This is a genomic window from Pseudomonas sp. RtIB026 (genome assembly GCF_016861355.2).
In the GTDB taxonomy this organism is placed as follows: Bacteria; Pseudomonadota; Gammaproteobacteria; order Pseudomonadales; family Pseudomonadaceae; genus Aquipseudomonas; species Aquipseudomonas peradeniyensis.
In genome coordinates this window covers 1,232,767-1,249,478 of the sequence record NZ_AP023348.2, presented here as the reverse complement: position 1 = coordinate 1,249,478, position 16,712 = coordinate 1,232,767, and the positions used below count along the sequence as shown (strand labels likewise).

Annotated in this window: 15 protein-coding genes; 4 read left to right on the top strand and 11 right to left on the bottom strand. The window is 65.2% G+C overall.

Features of this window, described 5'->3' with window-relative positions:
* The first annotated feature begins 20 nt into the window (after positions 1–20).
* The 4 genes from mdtD to yccS all read left to right on the top strand — a co-directional run bounded on the left by mdtD (position 21) and on the right by yccS (position 6,612).
* Entirely contained in the window at positions 21–1,448 is a 1,428-nt protein-coding gene (gene mdtD / locus PRtIB026_RS05635) for a multidrug transporter subunit MdtD (protein ID WP_203648234.1), read from the top strand.
* A gap of 112 nt (positions 1,449–1,560) precedes the next feature.
* Positions 1,561–2,898, top strand: a complete 1,338-nt coding sequence (gene dbpA, locus PRtIB026_RS05630; RefSeq protein ID WP_231845326.1) for an ATP-dependent RNA helicase DbpA — start codon at positions 1,561–1,563, stop codon at positions 2,896–2,898.
* Between the two features lie 138 nt (positions 2,899–3,036).
* Positions 3,037–4,218 (top strand): NAD(P)/FAD-dependent oxidoreductase, encoded by a 1,182-nt coding sequence (locus PRtIB026_RS05625; RefSeq protein WP_203648236.1) that lies wholly within the window; start codon positions 3,037–3,039, stop codon positions 4,216–4,218.
* Positions 4,219–4,428: 210 nt separating this feature from the next.
* Positions 4,429–6,612: a YccS family putative transporter gene (gene yccS / locus PRtIB026_RS05620; protein WP_254464087.1), complete on the top strand. Its 2,184-nt coding sequence runs from the start codon at positions 4,429–4,431 to the stop codon at positions 6,610–6,612.
* Positions 6,613–6,739: 127 nt separating this feature from the next.
* Here the strand turns inward: yccS and PRtIB026_RS05615 are convergent, their stop codons facing one another.
* The 11 genes from PRtIB026_RS05615 to PRtIB026_RS05565 all read right to left on the bottom strand — a co-directional run bounded on the left by PRtIB026_RS05615 (position 6,740) and on the right by PRtIB026_RS05565 (position 16,700).
* Positions 6,740–7,477: a substrate-binding periplasmic protein gene (locus tag PRtIB026_RS05615; RefSeq protein ID WP_267813674.1), complete on the bottom strand. Its 738-nt coding sequence runs from the start codon at positions 7,475–7,477 to the stop codon at positions 6,740–6,742.
* A 150-nt stretch (positions 7,478–7,627) separates the two neighbouring features.
* Complete coding sequence (locus PRtIB026_RS05610; RefSeq protein WP_267813673.1) at positions 7,628–8,575, bottom strand: ornithine cyclodeaminase family protein; 948 nt, start codon at positions 8,573–8,575, stop codon at positions 7,628–7,630.
* The gene (locus PRtIB026_RS05605) at positions 8,572–9,549 is read right to left on the bottom strand and encodes a threonine/serine dehydratase (protein WP_203648240.1); all 978 of its coding nucleotides are present in this window, start codon (positions 9,547–9,549) and stop codon (positions 8,572–8,574) included. Before PRtIB026_RS05605 ends, PRtIB026_RS05610 begins: the two co-directional genes overlap by 4 nt.
* A 98-nt stretch (positions 9,550–9,647) precedes the next feature.
* Positions 9,648–10,277, bottom strand: coding sequence for a helix-turn-helix transcriptional regulator (locus PRtIB026_RS05600; protein WP_203648242.1), 630 nt, complete (start codon positions 10,275–10,277; stop codon positions 9,648–9,650).
* A 155-nt stretch (positions 10,278–10,432) separates the two neighbouring features.
* On the bottom strand, positions 10,433–10,735 hold the full coding sequence (locus tag PRtIB026_RS05595) for a winged helix-turn-helix domain-containing protein (RefSeq protein WP_028688318.1): 303 nt from the start codon (positions 10,733–10,735) through the stop codon (positions 10,433–10,435).
* A gap of 14 nt (positions 10,736–10,749) precedes the next feature.
* Complete coding sequence (locus tag PRtIB026_RS05590; RefSeq protein ID WP_023631708.1) at positions 10,750–11,250, bottom strand: M48 family metallopeptidase; 501 nt, start codon at positions 11,248–11,250, stop codon at positions 10,750–10,752.
* Between the two features lie 38 nt (positions 11,251–11,288).
* Positions 11,289–13,406, bottom strand: a complete 2,118-nt coding sequence (locus tag PRtIB026_RS05585; RefSeq protein ID WP_203648244.1) for a putative bifunctional diguanylate cyclase/phosphodiesterase — start codon at positions 13,404–13,406, stop codon at positions 11,289–11,291.
* A gap of 224 nt (positions 13,407–13,630) precedes the next feature.
* Complete coding sequence (gene fba / locus PRtIB026_RS05580; RefSeq protein ID WP_203648246.1) at positions 13,631–14,695, bottom strand: class II fructose-bisphosphate aldolase; 1,065 nt, start codon at positions 14,693–14,695, stop codon at positions 13,631–13,633.
* Between the two features lie 100 nt (positions 14,696–14,795).
* Entirely contained in the window at positions 14,796–15,125 is a 330-nt protein-coding gene (locus PRtIB026_RS05575) for an MliC family protein (RefSeq protein ID WP_110734782.1), read from the bottom strand.
* A gap of 160 nt (positions 15,126–15,285) precedes the next feature.
* Positions 15,286–15,504 (bottom strand): hypothetical protein, encoded by a 219-nt coding sequence (locus PRtIB026_RS05570; RefSeq protein WP_203648248.1) that lies wholly within the window; start codon positions 15,502–15,504, stop codon positions 15,286–15,288.
* A gap of 32 nt (positions 15,505–15,536) precedes the next feature.
* Entirely contained in the window at positions 15,537–16,700 is a 1,164-nt protein-coding gene (locus PRtIB026_RS05565) for a phosphoglycerate kinase (RefSeq protein WP_203648251.1), read from the bottom strand.
* Between the last annotated feature and the right edge of the window lie 12 nt (positions 16,701–16,712).

Here is a 16,712-nt window from a genome sequence, read left to right as displayed (position 1 = left end):
ACAAAACGTAGAGGTAGCTGATGTCCGATCGCGCACCACTGGACCCCGTCACCGCCCGCTGGATCCCCTGGGTGGTGGCCATCGCCTTCTTCATGCAGTCTCTCGACGGCACCATCCTCAACACCGCGCTGCCGGCCATGGCCCGCTCCCTGGCCGAAGACCCGCTGCGCATGCAGGGGGTGATCATCGCCTACATGCTCACCGTGGCCCTGCTGATCCCGGCCTCGGGCTGGATCGCCGACCGTTTCGGCACCAAACGCATCTTCTTCAGCGCCATCCTGCTGTTCAGCTTCGGCTCGCTCTTGTGCGCCATGGCCAACAGCCTCGGCTTCCTGATCCTCGCCCGGGTCATCCAGGGCCTGGGCGGCGCGCTGATGCTGCCGGTCGGGCGCCTGGTGGTGCTGCGCGCCTACCCGCGCTCGGAACTGGTGCGGATCATGAGTTTCATCACCATCCCCGGCCTGCTCGGCCCGCTGCTGGGCCCGACCCTGGGTGGCTGGCTGGTGGAGATCCTCAGCTGGCACTGGATCTTCCTGATCAACCTGCCGGTGGGCGCACTGGGCTGCTACGCCGTGTGGAAGTTCATCCCCGACCTGCGCGGCGCCGAACGCACCAGCTTCGATGGCCCGGGCTTCCTGCTGTTCGGCGCGGCGATGGTGCTGATCACCATCGCCATGGAAGGCCTGGGCGAACTGCACCTGCCACACCTGCGGGTGATGCTGTTGCTGTTCGCCGGCATGGCCTGCCTCGCCGCCTACTGGCTGCGCGCCGGGCGTGACCCGGAGCCGCTGTTCTCGCCCTCGCTGTTTCGCGTACGGACCTTTGCCATCGGCATTCTCGGCAACCTGTTCGCCCGCCTGGGCAGCGGCGCCCTGCCCTTCCTCGTGCCCTTGCTGCTGCAAGTGGCGCTGGGCTACTCGCCGGCCCAGGCCGGCATGAGCATGATCCCGCTGGCGGCGGCGGCGATGCTCGCCAAGTCCATCGCCCGGCCACTGATCGAGCGCCTGGGCTACCGCATCGTGCTGACCGGCAACACCTTGCTGCTGGGCCTGCTGCTGGCCAGCCTGGGGCTGGTCGACGAGCAGACGCCTTATGCCGTGCTGCTGGGGCAACTGGCGCTGCTGGGAGCGGTCAACTCGATGCAGTTCACGGCAATGAACACGGTGACGCTGATCGACCTCGACGACGCCAGCGCCAGCAGCGGCAACAGCCTGCTGTCAGTGGTCGCGCAACTGTCGCTGAGCCTGGGCGTGGCCTGCGCCGGCGCCTTGCTCGGCGGTTTCACCGCGGCCGGCAGCGGCGATGGCGTGGAGAGCACCCTGGGCGCGTTCCAACTGACCTTCGTCACCATCGGCGTGATGGCCATGCTGGCGGCGGCGATCTTCCTGCAACTGGCGCCGACGGACGGAAGGCGCGCCCGTCGTCCGGAACATCACGTCGAGTCGTAGGGCGAATGGCTTTGAGGCTGGTAGACTATGCGGCATTTTTCGCTTCGCACCGCAGGCCCGCCTCGTGACCGTTGAAAACACCGCTTTTGCCACCCTACCGCTGTCCGCCGCCATGCTGGCCAACCTGGACGCCCTGGGCTACGCCTCGATGACGCCGATCCAGGCCCAGAGCCTGCCGGTCATCCTCAAGGGCCAGGACCTGATCGCCCAGGCCAAGACCGGTAGCGGCAAGACCGCCGCCTTCGGCATCGGCCTGCTCAACCCGATCAACCCGCGTTACTTCGGCTGCCAGGCCCTGGTGCTGTGCCCGACCCGCGAACTGGCCGACCAGGTGGCCAAGGAGCTACGCCGCCTGGCCCGCGCCGAGGACAACATCAAGATCCTCACCCTGTGCGGCGGCGTCTCGCTCGGCCCGCAGATCGCCTCGCTGGAACACGGCGCGCACATCATCGTCGGCACCCCGGGGCGCATCCAGCAGCACCTGGACAAAGGCACCCTGGTGCTCGACGGTCTCAACACCCTGGTCCTGGACGAAGCCGACCGCATGCTCGACATGGGCTTCTTCGACGCCATCGCCAGCATCATCGGCAAGACCCCGTCGCGCCGCCAGACCCTGCTGTTCTCCGCCACCTACCCGGCCGGCATCGAGCAACTGGCCAAGGACTTCATGCGCCAGCCGCAGCAGGTCAAGGTCGAGGCGCTGCACAGCGACAGCCAGATCGAACAGCGCTTCATCGAGATCGACCCGCAGCAGCGCCTGGAAGCGGTGACCCGCGTGCTCGGCCACTATCGCCCGCAGTCCTGCGTGGCGTTCTGCTTCACCAAGCAGCAGTGCGAGGACCTGGTCACCCACCTGACCGCCAAGGGCATCGTCGCCCAGGCCCTGCACGGCGACCTGGAGCAGCGCGACCGCGACCAGGTGCTGACGATGTTCGCCAACCGCAGCAGCTCGGTGCTGGTGGCCACCGACGTGGCCGCCCGCGGCCTGGACATCGACGGCCTGGACCTGGTGATCAACGTCGAGCTGGCCCGTGACGCCGAGATCCACGTGCACCGCGTCGGCCGTACTGGTCGCGCCGGTGAGAAGGGCGTGGCGATCAGCCTGGTGGCCCCTGCCGAAGGCCACCGCGCCCAGGCCATCGAGGACCTGCAGAACAAGCCGCTGCGCTGGGAACAGCTGGACAACCTCAAGAGCAAGGGCGGCGAGCCGCTGCTGCCGACGATGACCACCCTGTGCATCGGCGCCGGGCGCAAGGACAAGCTGCGTCCGGGCGACATCCTCGGCGCGCTGACCGGCGATGCCGGGTTGCCAGGCAAGCAGGTGGGCAAGATCGCCATCTTCGATTTCGTGGCGTTCGTGGCCGTGGAGCGGGCGGTGGCCAAGCAGGCGATGCAGCGGCTGAACAGCGGCAAGATCAAGGGTCGTGCCCTCAAAGTCCGTATCGTCTGACCTATTTTTGGGGCCGCTTTGCGGCCCTTTCGCGGCACAAGGCCGCTCCTACAGGGGGATCGCGTACATCCTGTAGGAGCGGCCTTGTGCCGCGAAAGGGCTGCAAGGCAGCCCCGGCAATTCTGAAGAGGTAACACCGTGCACTCCACCGACGTGATCATCCTCGGCGCCGGCGCCGCCGGCCTGATGTGTGCCCAGCTCAGCGCCCGCCGCGGGCGCCGGGTGCTGCTGCTCGACCACGCCAACAAGCCGGGCAAGAAGATCCTCATGTCCGGCGGCGGGCGTTGCAACTTCACCAACATGTATACCGAGCCGGCCAACTTCCTCTCGCACAACCCGCACTTCTGCAAGTCGGCGCTGGCCCGCTACACCCAGTGGGACTTCATCGAGCTGGTGTGCAAGCACGGCGTGCCGTACCACGAGAAGAAGCTCGGCCAGCTGTTCTGCGATAACAAGTCCAGCGACATCCTCGACATGCTCCTGGCCGAATGCGACGAGGCCGGCGCCGAGCTGCGCATGAACACCAGCATCGAGCGAATCGAGAAGACCGAGGCCGGCTACACTTTGCAGACCAGCGCCGGCCCGTTCGCCTGCCAATCGCTGGTGATCGCCACGGGCGGCCTGTCTATTCCGACCCTGGGCGCCACCGGCTTTGGCTACCAGGTTGCCCGCCAGTTCGGCCATGAGCTGCTGCCGACCCGCGCTGGCCTGGTGCCGTTCACCATCACCGAGCCCCAGCTCAAGGCACTGTGCACCGAGTTGTCGGGCACCTCGCTGGACTGCGTCGCCAGCTGCAATGGCACAAGCTTTCGCGAGAACCTGTTGTTCACCCACCGCGGCCTGAGCGGCCCGGCGATCCTACAGATCTCGTCGTTCTGGGAGGCCGGCGACACAGTGGAGATAAACCTGCTGCCTGATCGCGACGCGCTGGAGTGGCTGCAGGGCCAGCAGGTCGAGCGCCCCAACAGCGAGCTGAAGACCGTGCTGGGCGAGGTATTCACCCGCAAGCTGGCCAACCTGCTGGCCGAACAGTGGTTCGTTTCGAAACCGCTGAAGCAGTACACCCCGGCGGAATTGACCCAGATCGCCGAAAAACTGGCGGCCTGGCAGGTGATCCCGGCCGGTACCGAGGGTTATCGCACCGCCGAGGTGACCTTGGGCGGTGTCGATACCCGCGAGGTGTCGTCCAAGACCATGGAGTCGCTGAAAAGCCCTGGGCTGTACTTCATCGGCGAGGTGCTGGACGTGAGCGGGCACCTGGGTGGTTTCAACTTCCAGTGGGCCTGGGCTTCGGCCAACGCGGCGGCGCAGTTCGTGTAGAGTAGAATCCATTCAGCAGCACGGAACGCTTCTTGCTGGTCTGTGCTGGAGCGCCATTTATTGGGGCTGCTGCGCAGCCCTTTCGCGGCACAAGGCCGCTCCTACAGAGGGACGCGATCTCCTGTAGGAGCGGCCTTGTGCCGCGAAAGGGCCGCACAGCGGCCCCAAACGGCCTCAAAGGTATTCAACCGATCTCAGCCCAGGGCCATCATGTCATCGAGCTCGTTCCGCCATTCATTGCGTCGCCTGTGGGGCCAAGACAAGTTCAGCTACGCCATCCGCGTGACCATCGCCCTCACCGGCAGCATGGCCTGGTGCTGGTACCAGAACGAGATGAGCCTGCTGATTCCGCTGTTCCTCGGCATCATCGCCAGCGCCCTGGCCGAGACCGACGATGGCTGGCAAGGCCGGCTCAGCGCCCTGCTGGTGACTCTGGGCTGCTTTGCCATCGCCGCGCTGTCGGTCGAGCTGCTGTTCCCCTACCCCTGGATCTTCGCCGTCGCCCTGGCCCTGGCGGCGTTTTCCCTGACCATGCTCGGGGCCCTGGGCGAACGCTACGGGGCGATCGCCTCGGCCACCCTGATCCTGTCGGTCTATACCATGATCGGCGTCGACCAGCGCGGTGGTGAAGTCAGCGATTTCTGGCACGAGCCGTTGCTGCTGGTGGCGGGGGCGGCCTGGTATGGCTTGCTGTCGGTGCTGTGGCAGGCGCTGTTCTCCAACCAGCCGGTGCAGCAGAGCCTGGCCAGGCTGTTCTTTGAACTGGGCAGCTACCTCAAGCTCAAGGCTAGCCTGTTCGAGCCGGTGCGTACCCTCGACGTCGAGGCCACGCGCCTGGAGCTGGCCAAGCAGAACGGCAGGGTGGTGGCGGCGCTCAACGCGGCCAAGGAAATCATCCTGCACCGGGTCGGCAACAGCCAGCCCAACTCCAAGGTCAGCCGCTACCTCAAGCTGTACTTCCTGGCCCAGGACATCCATGAGCGGGTCAGTGCCTCGCACTACCCCTACAACGCGCTGACCGACGCTTTTTTCCACAGCGACGTGATGTTCCGCTGCCAGCGCCTGCTGCGAAAGCAGGGCTCATCCTGCCAGGAGCTGGCCCGCTCGATCCGCCTGCGCCAGCCCTTTGTGCTCGCCAGCGGCTACCCCGAGGCCCTGGAAGACCTCAATGCTTCGCTCGAGCACCTGCGCATCCAGAGCAACCCGGCCTGGCGCGGCCTGCTGCGCTCGCTGCGGGCGCTGGCGGCAAACCTGGCCACCCTGGACCGACTGCTCAGCGCCGCGAGCAATCCGGACAGCCTGGCCGATGCCAGCGACAGCAGCCTGCTCGACCGCTCGCCACGCAACCTCAAGGATGTGTGGAAACGCCTGCGCACCCAGCTGACGCCGACCTCGCTGCTGTTCCGCCATGCCTTACGCCTGTCGTTGGCGCTGTCGGTGGGCTATGGCATGGTGCACCTGATCCACCCGACTCAAGGCTACTGGATCATCCTCACCACACTGTTCGTCTGCCAGCCCAACTATGGCGCAACCCGGCGCAAACTGGTGCAGCGGATTTTCGGTACCGCCATCGGTCTGACCGTGGGCTGGGCGCTGTTCGACCTGTTCCCCAACCCGATCATCCAGTCGCTGTTCGCGGTGGTCGCCGGGGTGGTGTTCTTCGTCAATCGCACCACCCGCTACACCCTGGCCACGGCGGCGATCACCCTGATGGTGCTGTTCTGCTTCAACCAGATCGGCGATGGCTACGGCCTGTTCCTGCCGCGCCTGTTCGATACCCTGGTGGGCAGCCTGATCGCCATTCTCGCGGTATTCCTGTTCCTGCCCGACTGGCAAGGCCGGCGGCTGAACAAGGTGCTGGCCAACACCCTGGCCTGCGCCAGCGAGTACCTGCGTCAGATCATGCAGCAATACGCCCACGGCAAGCGCGACGACCTGGCCTATCGCCTGGCCCGGCGCAACGCGCACAACGCCGACGCGGCGCTGTCCACCACCCTGGCCAACATGCTGATGGAACCGGGGCACTTTCGTAAGGAAGCCGATGTCGGCTTCCGCTTCCTGGTGCTGTCGCACACCTTGCTCAGCTACCTCTCGGGGCTGGGGGCGCACCGCGACACGGCGCTGCCGGCCGAGGTCCACGAGCAGCTGATCGATGGCGCCGGGCGAAGCCTGGCCAGCAGCCTCGACGAAATCGCCAATGGCCTGGCGGCGCGCTTGCCGGTGGCGATCCACAGCGATGCCGAGGAAGCCCTGGCCAATGCGCTGGAGCAGATGCCGGAGGAGCTGGACGAGCATCAGCGGCTGGTGCAGACGCAACTGGCGTTGATCTGCCGGCAACTGGGGCCGTTGCGGACCTTGGCGGGGCATTTGATCAAGGAAGGTGAGCCGGCCTGAAATTCAGCCCCCTGTACCGGCCCTTTCGCGGGTAAACCCGCTCCCACAGGGAACGCATTGCACCTGAAGACGGCTCCCGACCTGTGGGAGCGGGTTTACCCGCGAAGGCATCAACACAGGTACAAGATCAGAACCCATGCTGGCGCAGCAACCGGTCGTAGCTGCCGTCGGCCTTCATCGTGGCGATGGCCTTCTCGAAGCGGGCGACGATGCTCTGGTGCTCGGGATGTTTGAGGCTGACCAGGATATGCAGGCTGTTCTCGCTCAGCGGCGGGTCGACGAACGCTACCCCCTCCCGCACCGGCTGCGGCTCGCGCTGCAGGTTGTAGCGCGCCACGTACTCATCCTCCACCGCCAGGTTGACCCTGCCGGCCGCCAGCATGCGCACGGCGGACGAGAAGTTGCGCACCAGCACCTTGTTCAGGCGCTCGTCGCTGTCGAATTCGGGGGAATAGGCGTAATCGCGCACCACGGCGATGGTGTAGGGATACAGGTCGGACTGGCGCGCATAGGCGAACGCTTCACCCTCGCGCTTGAGCAGGCGGATGCGGTTGACCAGGTAGGCGTCGGAGAACTGGCCGATCAAGGTACGGTCATTGTTGTACCAAGCGTTGATCAGCACATCGTAGCGCCCCTCGCCCACGCCCATCAGCGCCCTGGCCCAGGGCACCTCCTCGAACTCGGTGGCGTAGCCGGCGCGGGTCAGCGCCGTGGTGACGATGCTGGTGGCCAGGCCGCCCCCAGGCATGCTGGTGTCGGTAAAAGGCGGCCAGCTGTCGGCCACCAGCCGCAGCTTGCCATGGGCCAGGGCAGGCCCCGCGCACAACAGCCCGAGCAAACCAAGAACGCAAAGCAGTGGCCGCATGCTCAAGTCCTTTCGCAATTGGTAACCCACGCGGTAACGGCGATCTTAACGACTACTGTTCTGGGAGCCTACACAAGGCTGATCGTTGTAGCACGCGACAATACTGTCAAATTGCCTCTATTTTGGCCGGACTGTGGATAATTTCATCGTTCAACCGCGCAGGCGTTCGAAGACCCACTGGGCAATCTGCGTATCCTGCACCGCGACACCGGTCAGGTCGGCCAGGGTAACCTCGTGCTGATCCTGACGCCCAGTGTCCTGGCCAGCCAGCACCGCGCCCAGCTCCAATAGGCGGGAAGGTTCGAGCGCCCCCGCCTTGAGCGCGTCGGAAACCTCGCCATAGGCCCCGCACTGGACCTGCGAGTCGACGATGATTCGCGACATCGAAGCGACCAGCGCCGCATCCAGCTCCTGCTTGCCGACGCAGTCCGCGCCGACCGCCGTGATATGGGTGCCGGGACGAACCCACTCGCGCCTGAGCAACGGCTCCCGTGACGGAGTGGTGGTGACGATCAGGTTGGCCGCCTGCGCGACAGCCTGTGGCTGTCCGACCGTCCGCACGCTGAAGCCCAGCGCCCGGGCATGCTCACGGTAGTCCGACAGGCCTTGCTTGCTGCGCCCCCAGACCACCACCTGGCGGCAGTTCGTCAACGGCATCAGGTACTCCAGTTGCAGGCGGGCCTGCAGGCCGGTGCCAAGCACGCCGATGGCCTCGACCTCGCGAGGCGCCAGCAGGCGGGCAACAATGCGCCCGGCCAAGGCTGTGCGCACGGCGGTCAGCCAACCCTGGTCGGCCAGCCAGGCCAACGGTTCACCGGTGCGGGCCGACAGCACCAGCATCAAGCCGTCATTGCTGGGCAGGCCTTTACCCGGATTGTCGTAGAAACCACTGGAGACCTTGACCACGAAGGTTTCGCCGCCTTCGAGATACGCCGACTTGATACAGCAATCACCATTGGCCTGGGGGAACTGGAAAGTCTGCACCGGCGGGGCCTGCACCTGGCCCGCACTGTAGGCCTTGAAACCGTCCACCAGCCGCCGCTCGATCGCGTCAAGGTCGAGGCAGGCCTTGATCGCCTGAAGGTCGTGGATCTTCATGCGAGGGCCTCCAGGTATTTCTCCAGCTGGATGTTGCGCCCGCACAACACCACCGCCACCTTCTTGCCCTGGTAGTGCCCGGCCAGCTGCTTCATGCCTGCCAGCGCGACGGCGGCAGCGCCTTCGATGATCCAGCGCTCGCAAGCAGCGGCATCACGCATGGCCTGCCTGATCTCGTCCTCGCTGACCAGCACGGTGCGCGTCAGCAGGCGCTGGCAAATGGGCAAGGTGACCGCGTCCGGCTCCACGCCACCGGCGGTGCCGTCGGACAGGGTCGGCAGTTCATCCATCTCGATGATCCGGCCTTGCTCGATGGAGCGTTGCAGGGTCGGCGCGTTGGCCGGCCAGCAGCCGATGATCTGCACCGACGGCGCCAGCTTGTGCAGTGCGGTGGCGATGCCGGAGACCATCCCGCCGCCGCCCACCGCGACGAACACCGCGTCCAGGTCCGGCGCCTGCTCGAACAGTTCCATGCCGATGGTCCCCTGCCCGGCGATGACCTCCAGATCGTTGTAAGGTGAGACGAACGGCTTGTTCTGACACCCAGCCTCCTCACGAGCCAGTTGCTCCGCCCCCAGCGAATCGACCTCCAGGACCTGCACCTGCGCCCCCAGCAGACGCATCGCCTCGATCTTGGCCGGCGAGGCTTCATCGCTGACATACACCGTCACCGGCACATCCAGCAGTTGACCGGCCAGGGCAAGCCCTTGCCCATGATTGCCCGAGGAAGCTGCAATAACCCCCCTGCTGCGTTGCGCCTTGCCCAGCAGGCGCAGCTTGTTGCTGGCGCCGCGGAACTTGAACGAACCGGTCTGCTGGAGGTGTTCGCACTTGAGGTGAACGTCGCAGCCAGTCATGGCCGAGAGCGCCAGGCTGCGCGCAAGCGGGGTGACCGGCACCTGCGGGCGCAGGGCCTGATGAGCCTGGAGAATGGACTGGTACAGCTGCTCGAGCGCCAGATCGTCGATAGGCATGGGGCGGAATCTCCTCGGAAAGCGACAGGCAGGCGCCGACGCACAATGGAATAAAAATCCACCGTAGAATATTTTTCCACCAAGCACAAGCCTGGAAACTAGGCCTCCCGAGCGAGCTTCACATACTTGTAGACCGTCGCCCTGCCCATGCCGAGGATATTGGCCACGTAGTCGAACGTACCGCCGCCGCGGAAGGCACCTTCCCCGTGCAGGGCCTCGACCAGCTCGCGTTTCTGCTCCCGGCTGAGCCCGTCGAGGCTCAAGCCATGCTGCCTGAGCCAGGCATGCAGGAAGGTGTTGATGCGCTCCTGCCAGTCATCACGGAACAGCACGTCTGGTTGGGGCAGCAAGCGGCTGGCCTGGAAGAACAGGTCCAGTGCCTGCTTGGCCTGCTCCAGCACCGAGATGTTGAAGTTGATGCACAGCAGCGCCTCGGCAGCCCCTGACTCATCGACCATGACGCTGCTGATCGAACGCACTTTCTGACCGTTCCAGTTGAGCTTCTCGTAGGGCCCCAGCGGCGTCGTGGCGCTGAGCTCGCCCGGCAGATCCTCCAGCGCCGAGTCGTCGCCCAACTGCCGTCTGGAAATATTGTTGGCGATATGCACGACCGTCTGGCTGCGCAGGTCGTGGACCACCACTTCGGCATGGGGGAACAACAGGGTCGCGACACCATCGGCCATGGCGGCGTAGTTGCTGAAGCGTGTATTGGTGGCCTTGGCAGACATCGGAACATCCTGAAAATTGGGTGTATTGCTCAAAACCTGAAAACTTGCGCAGTCCCTGTGGGAGCGGGCTTGCCCGCGAACACGGGCGTAGCCCGTGCCATACAGCGCGGTGTCTGTTTCGCGGCTAAAGCCGCTCCCACAGAGGACATGGCCTGTCAGGGATAACCCAGCACTTCGCGCAGCTGGCGCAGGTGCTGGATGATCCACTGCTTGTCGATCGCTCCCCAGTCGCGGATACGGTAGTGCCCGGCATGGTTGCGCGCCCCGGCCTGCTGCTCGAACTCGCAGACGATATCCAGGTCGGCCAGGGCGGCGATGGTGTCCTGCGCGGTGCGCCGGGGCATGCCGGTCGCTTCCATCAGCGCCGGCACGCTGGTGGCGGTCTGGCTGTCGATCAGCCAGGCCACGTAGAGGCGGCGGTAGAAGCTGCTGCGGGTCTTGCTCACTTCCGTGGTCATGGGGTGCTTGTCCCTCAGGTATTGCCCGGCAGTTCCCGATAGGTCAGGTAGACGCGCAGGTCGAATTCAAGTTGATGGTAGTCCGGCTCCATGTGCTGGCAGAGCTGGTAGAACGCCTTGTTGTGATCGCGCTCCCTCAGGTGCGCCAGCTCATGCACCACGATCATGCGCAAAAACTGCGGCGCTGCCTCGCGGAACAACGAGGCGACGCGGATTTCCTTCTTGGCCTTGAGCTTGCCGCCCTGCACCCGCGACACCGCCGTGTTCAGGCCCAGTGCCCGGTGGGTGAGGTCCAGGCGGTTGTCGAACAACACCTTGTCCAGCGGCGGCGCACTGCGCAGGTACTGCTGCTTGATTTCCTGGGCATAGCCGTACAGCGCCTTGTCGCTCTGCACGTCATGACGCTCGGGGTAGCGCTGGCGCAGGTAGTCGCCCAGGCGATCGCTGGCGATCATCTGGCGCACCTGTTCCTGCAGGTGCGGCGGGTAGGCTTGCAGGTAGCGTAAGGCGGTCATGGCAGGCGTTCGGAACGGGAAGACGCGAGTTTAGCCAATCACGACGCCCATGGGAAAACCGCCGGGAAATTGCCGGCATCGCTGGCGGTCAGCGGACGGGCGACCAGGAACCCCTGCACGTAGGCGCAGCCGGCATTCTTGAGCCATTCGGCCTGGGCCTGGGTCTCCACGCCCTCGGCAATCACCGTGATGTCATAGGCCGCGCACAGGCCGATGACGCTGCGCACCAGGGCGATGTCCGCCGCCGCCCCCGGCAGTCGCGCGACCAGATGACGGTCGAGTTTGAGGGTGTCGATGGGCAGGTCACGCAGCATGCGCAACGAGCAGTCACCGGCGCCGAAGTCGTCCAGCGCCACGCGTATGCCCAGCTCACGCAGGCGGTGCACCTGCTTCACCGCCGCGTCGATGTTGTACATCAGCGACGTCTCGGCCACCTCCACCTCCAACTGTGCGGGCTGCAGCTGGTGCTTGTCGATCACCTGGGCCAGTTCATCGACCAACCCGGGCATGGTGAACTGGGCGCGGCTCAGGCTGATGCCCAGCACCAGCTGCGAACCGAATCGATCACTCCAGGCATTGCGTTGCGCGGCGCCCTTGCGATAGATCCAGCTGGCCAGGCGGTTGATCAGGCGCGCCTCTTCCAACAGGGGAATGAACAGCCCGGGCGGCACATCGCCGACACTCGGGTGCTTCCACCGTAACAGCGCCTCGAAGCCGCGCAGCCGGCCATCGGCGAACGCCACCTGGGGCTGGTAGACCAGGCTGAAGTCGTTCTGCTCGATGGCCGTGCGCACGCTGTCCTCGAGCATCAGCCGCGAGCGGGCGCGGCCGTTGAGCTCCTGGTCGTAGAAGCGGTACTGCTGGCGACCGGCCTGCTTGGCCGCATACATCGCGGCATCGGCCGCCCGCAGCAGGCCTTCCACGTTGGCGCCGCAGTCAGGGTAGGTGGCGATGCCGATACTCACCCCCAGGTTGACCTCCAGGCCGTCCACCTGCTGGAAGCTCGACATCCGCTCCAGCAGCTTCTCGGCATAGCGCCCGGCTTGCTCGGGGTACGGCAGGCCATCGAACAGCGCGGTGAACTCGTCGCCACCCATCCTGGCCAGTAGCGCCTCGCTGCCCAGGCATTCCTTGAGCTGATCGGCCACCCAGCGCAGGACCTTGTCACCGGCCTCGTGGCCAAGCAGGTCGTTGATCCGCTTGAAGCCGTCCAGGTCCATGTACATCAAGGCCTTGGCCTTGTCCGAGCGCTCGTTGCGCAGCAGCGCGCTCTCGGCGGCCTGGTAGAAGCCACGACGGTTGAGCAATCCGGTCAACGGGTCGGTGACCGCCTGGTACTCGAGCTGCTGGTGCAGGCTGCGCACCACCGACATGTCCAGCACCGTCACCACCATGGCCTTCTGCTCGGCGGGCAGCGGCGCGCAGGACAGCGCCACCGGCACCAGCTGGCCACCGAGGGTGCGCAACTGGGCATCGTGCACGCGGAAGATCTGCCGGCCCAGGTAGGCCTGGTAGAAGTCCGACTCATGCCACAGGTTGGCGCAGGGTAGCTGGATCAGGTCGAGCATGTGCGCGCCCTGCAGCTTGTCCACCGGGGCATCGAGCAGGCGCGAGATGGCCGGGTTGGCGAAGCCGATGCAGCCCGCCTCGTCCACCACCAGGATACCCTCGGCGGCGTTCTCCAGGATCGAGGCGTTGAAGGCCCGCGCCGACTCCAGTTCACGGGTCAGACGCTGCAGCATGCGCCGGTTGCGCTGCTGCTCCAGCAGGGCCTGGACCTTGGGCTTGAGAATCTGCGGGTCGAAGGGTTTGAACAGGTAGTCCACCGCGCCGCTGGCATAGCCTTTGAGCACAGCGGCATCGGACTGTTCGTTGGCGGTGAGGAAGATGATCGGAGTCAGCCGCGTGCGTTGGCTGCCGCGCATCAGGCGGGCCACCTCGAAGCCGTCCATCTCGGGCATCTGCACGTCGAGCAGGACCAGGTCGACTTCGTGTGCGAGCAGGGTGCTCAGGGCTTCCATCCCTGAACTGGCAGTCAATACCTGCCAATCCTGGCGGGACAACAGGGCCCGCATGCTGATGAGGTTCTCCGGATAGTCGTCTACGACCAGCAGCACCGAGCTGCTTTCCGGTGATTGTGAATAAGCGCCATCCATGCTGCTTCTCTTGGTAAGTCCAACTTCGACTTGTGATTGGATCCGATTGTTACTCTAGACTCGGCACCCGAAGACGCAATGCAGGCAGATGGCTATACGCCATCGGAATTGATGTTAGCCGACTAACGGTATAAGCGGTGGAGAGGCGACGTACGGGACGCGCAAACCAGCAGGCACAAAAAAGCCCGCATCACTGCGGGCTTTTTTTGTTGAACGGTGCCGGATCAGTTGATCTTGGCGGCCAGTTCACCCTTGGCGTAACGCTGGAACATGCCTTCCAGGGAGATCGGCTTGATCTTCGAGGCGTTGCCGGCGGTACCGAAGGCTTCGTAGCGAGCGATGCACACGTCGCGCATGGCCTTGACGGTTTCACCGAAGAACTTGCGTGGGTCGAACTCGCTTGGGTTGGTCGCCATCAGACGACGCATGGCACCGGTCGAGGCCAAGCGCAGGTCGGTGTCGATGTTGACCTTGCGCACGCCGTACTTGATGCCTTCGACGATTTCTTCGACCGGCACGCCGTAGGTTTCTTTGATGTCGCCACCGTACTGATTGATGATCGCCAGCCACTCTTGCGGCACCGAGGAGGAACCGTGCATCACCAGGTGGGTGTTGGGGATGCGCTTGTGGATTTCCTTGATGCGATCGATCGCCAGGATGTCACCGGTTGGCGGCTTGGTGAACTTGTAGGCGCCGTGGCTGGTGCCGATGGCGATGGCCAGGGCATCGACCTGGGTCTTCTTGACGAAGTCGGCGGCTTCTTCCGGGTCGGTCAGCATCTGGCTGTGGTCCAGGATGCCTTCGGCGCCAACGCCGTCTTCCTCGCCGGCCTGGCCGGTTTCCAGGCTGCCCAGGCAGCCCAGCTCACCTTCCACCGACACGCCGCAGGCGTGGGCGAACGCCACGGTCTGCTGGGTGACGCGGACGTTGTAGTCATAGTCGGACGGGGTCTTGCCGTCTTCCTTCAGCGAGCCGTCCATCATCACCGAGCTGAAGCCCAGCTGGATCGAGCGCTGGCACACGTCAGGGCTGGTGCCATGGTCCTGGTGCATGCACACCGGGATATGCGGGAACTCTTCGATGGCCGCCAGGATCAGGTGGCGCAGGAAGGGAGCACCGGCGTATTTGCGGGCACCGGCGGAGGCCTGGACGATGACCGGGGAGTCGGTCTTGTCGGCGGCTTCCATGATCGCGCGCATCTGCTCGAGGTTGTTGACGTTGAAAGCCGGAACGCCGTAGCCGAACTCGGCGGCGTGGTCCAGCATCTGGCGCATGCTAATGAGTGCCATTGTGTATCTCTCTCCCGACAAGCGTCGTTTGTTTCATGCAAGCCTGCCGCAGGGGCGGTTGCTGTTCAAGTAGTGTGGGCCATCTACGCGGCCCGGCCAGTCACGGTGCCTTGCAGCCCCGCCCAATCAGATCGTTGGTCGCCACCCAGTACACCAGGCCTTCTTCACCTTTGGTGTGGAAGGCCAGCATGCCATCGCTGTACAGCGCGCCGGAGGCGCCCGGCTCGGCCTTGAGCCGATGGACCTGGTCGCCGCCGCCAAGGCGGACATCGACCGCGTCCTGCTGCGCGTCGGCGAAGCGCCACAGCACTTCGGCCTGGCTGTCGCAGACCCAGCGGGTCCAGTTATCCGCCGGGGCGGGTTTGGCAGGTTGCAACAGCGAGCAGCCTGCCAGGGTCGCCAGGGCCAATGCGGCCAGAAGCGCTTTCATCCTAAAACCTCGTCATGGGTCCGCTGCGCGGCACTTCGCGGGTAAACCCGCTCCCACAAGGTCAGTGCATTCCCTGTGGGAGCGGGTTTACCCGCGAAGGGCTGCGCAGCAGCCCCTCTTCCAAGACCACAAAACCCAGGCGTGGTTGCCAGCCACCCGATCAAGGGCAGCCCACGGCCTTGCGCTGGTGTTCGTCGTCGTACTTTTCCAGGCCGTCCGGCCCCAGGCGCTTGTTGATCACCGGTGCCGTCTCCGCCTGCCACTGGGACTGGTAGCAACCGCCCTTGGGCGGCTGCGCCGGATCGGCTTCGCTGCCCTTGTTGCCGGCGCAGGCGCCCAGCAACAAGGCCACGATCATCACAGGCAATTGCTTGACCATCAGGTCGCTCCCTTTGCCAGGCGCCTTCACGCTCAGGCCTTGGCCCGCTCTTCCAGGATTGCCACGGCAGGCAGGACCTTGCCTTCGACGAACTCGAGGAACGCGCCGCCACCGGTAGAAATGTAGGAGATATCGGCACCCACGCCATACTTGTCGATGGCCGCCAGGGTGTCACCGCCACCGGCGATGGAGAACGCGGCGCTGTCGGCGATGGCCTTGGCCAGGACCTTGGTGCCGTTGCCAAACTGGTCGAACTCGAACACACCGACCGGACCGTTCCACAGGATAGTCTTCGAGGTCTTCAGCAACTCGGCGAACTGCTCGGCGGTCTTTGGACCGATGTCCAGGATCATGTCGTCGGCGGCCACGTCGGCGATCGCCTTGACGGTGGCTTCGGCGCTTTCGGCGAACTCCTTGGCGACCACCACGTCCACCGGCAGCGGTACGCTGACCTTGGCGGCGATGGCCTTGGCGGTCTCGACCAGGTCAGGCTCGTACAGCGACTTGCCGACCGGGTGACCGGCGGCGGCAAGGAAGGTGTTGGCGATGCCGCCACCGACGATCAGCTGGTCGCAGACGGTGCTCAGGCTGTTCAGCACGTCCAGCTTGGTGGAGACCTTGGAGCCGGCAACGATGGCCGCCATCGGCTTGGCCGGTGCCTTCAGGGCCTTGCCCAGGGCATCCAGCTCGGCTGCCAGCAGGGGGCCTGCGGCAGCGACCTTGGCGAATTTGGCGACGCCATGGGTGGAGCCTTCGGCGCGGTGGGCGGTGCCGAAGGCGTCCATCACGAACACATCGCACAGGGCGGCGTATTTCTGCGCCAGTTCGTCGGCGTTCTTCTTCTCGCCCTTGTTGAAGCGCACGTTTTCGAACAGCACCAGGTCACCGGCCTGCACCTGAACGCCGTCGAGGTAGTCGGCGACCAGCGGCACGTCGCGGCCCAGGGCCTTGCCCAGGTAGTCGGCAACCGGCTTGAGGCTGTTCTCGGCAGAGAACTCGCCTTCGGTCGGGCGGCCCAGGTGCGAGCAGACCATCACCGCCGCGCCCTTCTCCAGGGCCAGCTTGATGGTCGGCAGCGCTGCCAGGATACGCGCGTCGCTGGCCACCACACCGTCCTTCACAGGGACGTTGAGGTCTTCGCGGATCAGTACGCGCTTACCTTGCAGGTCGAGGTCGGTCATCTTCAACACGGTCATGAATGCAGTCCT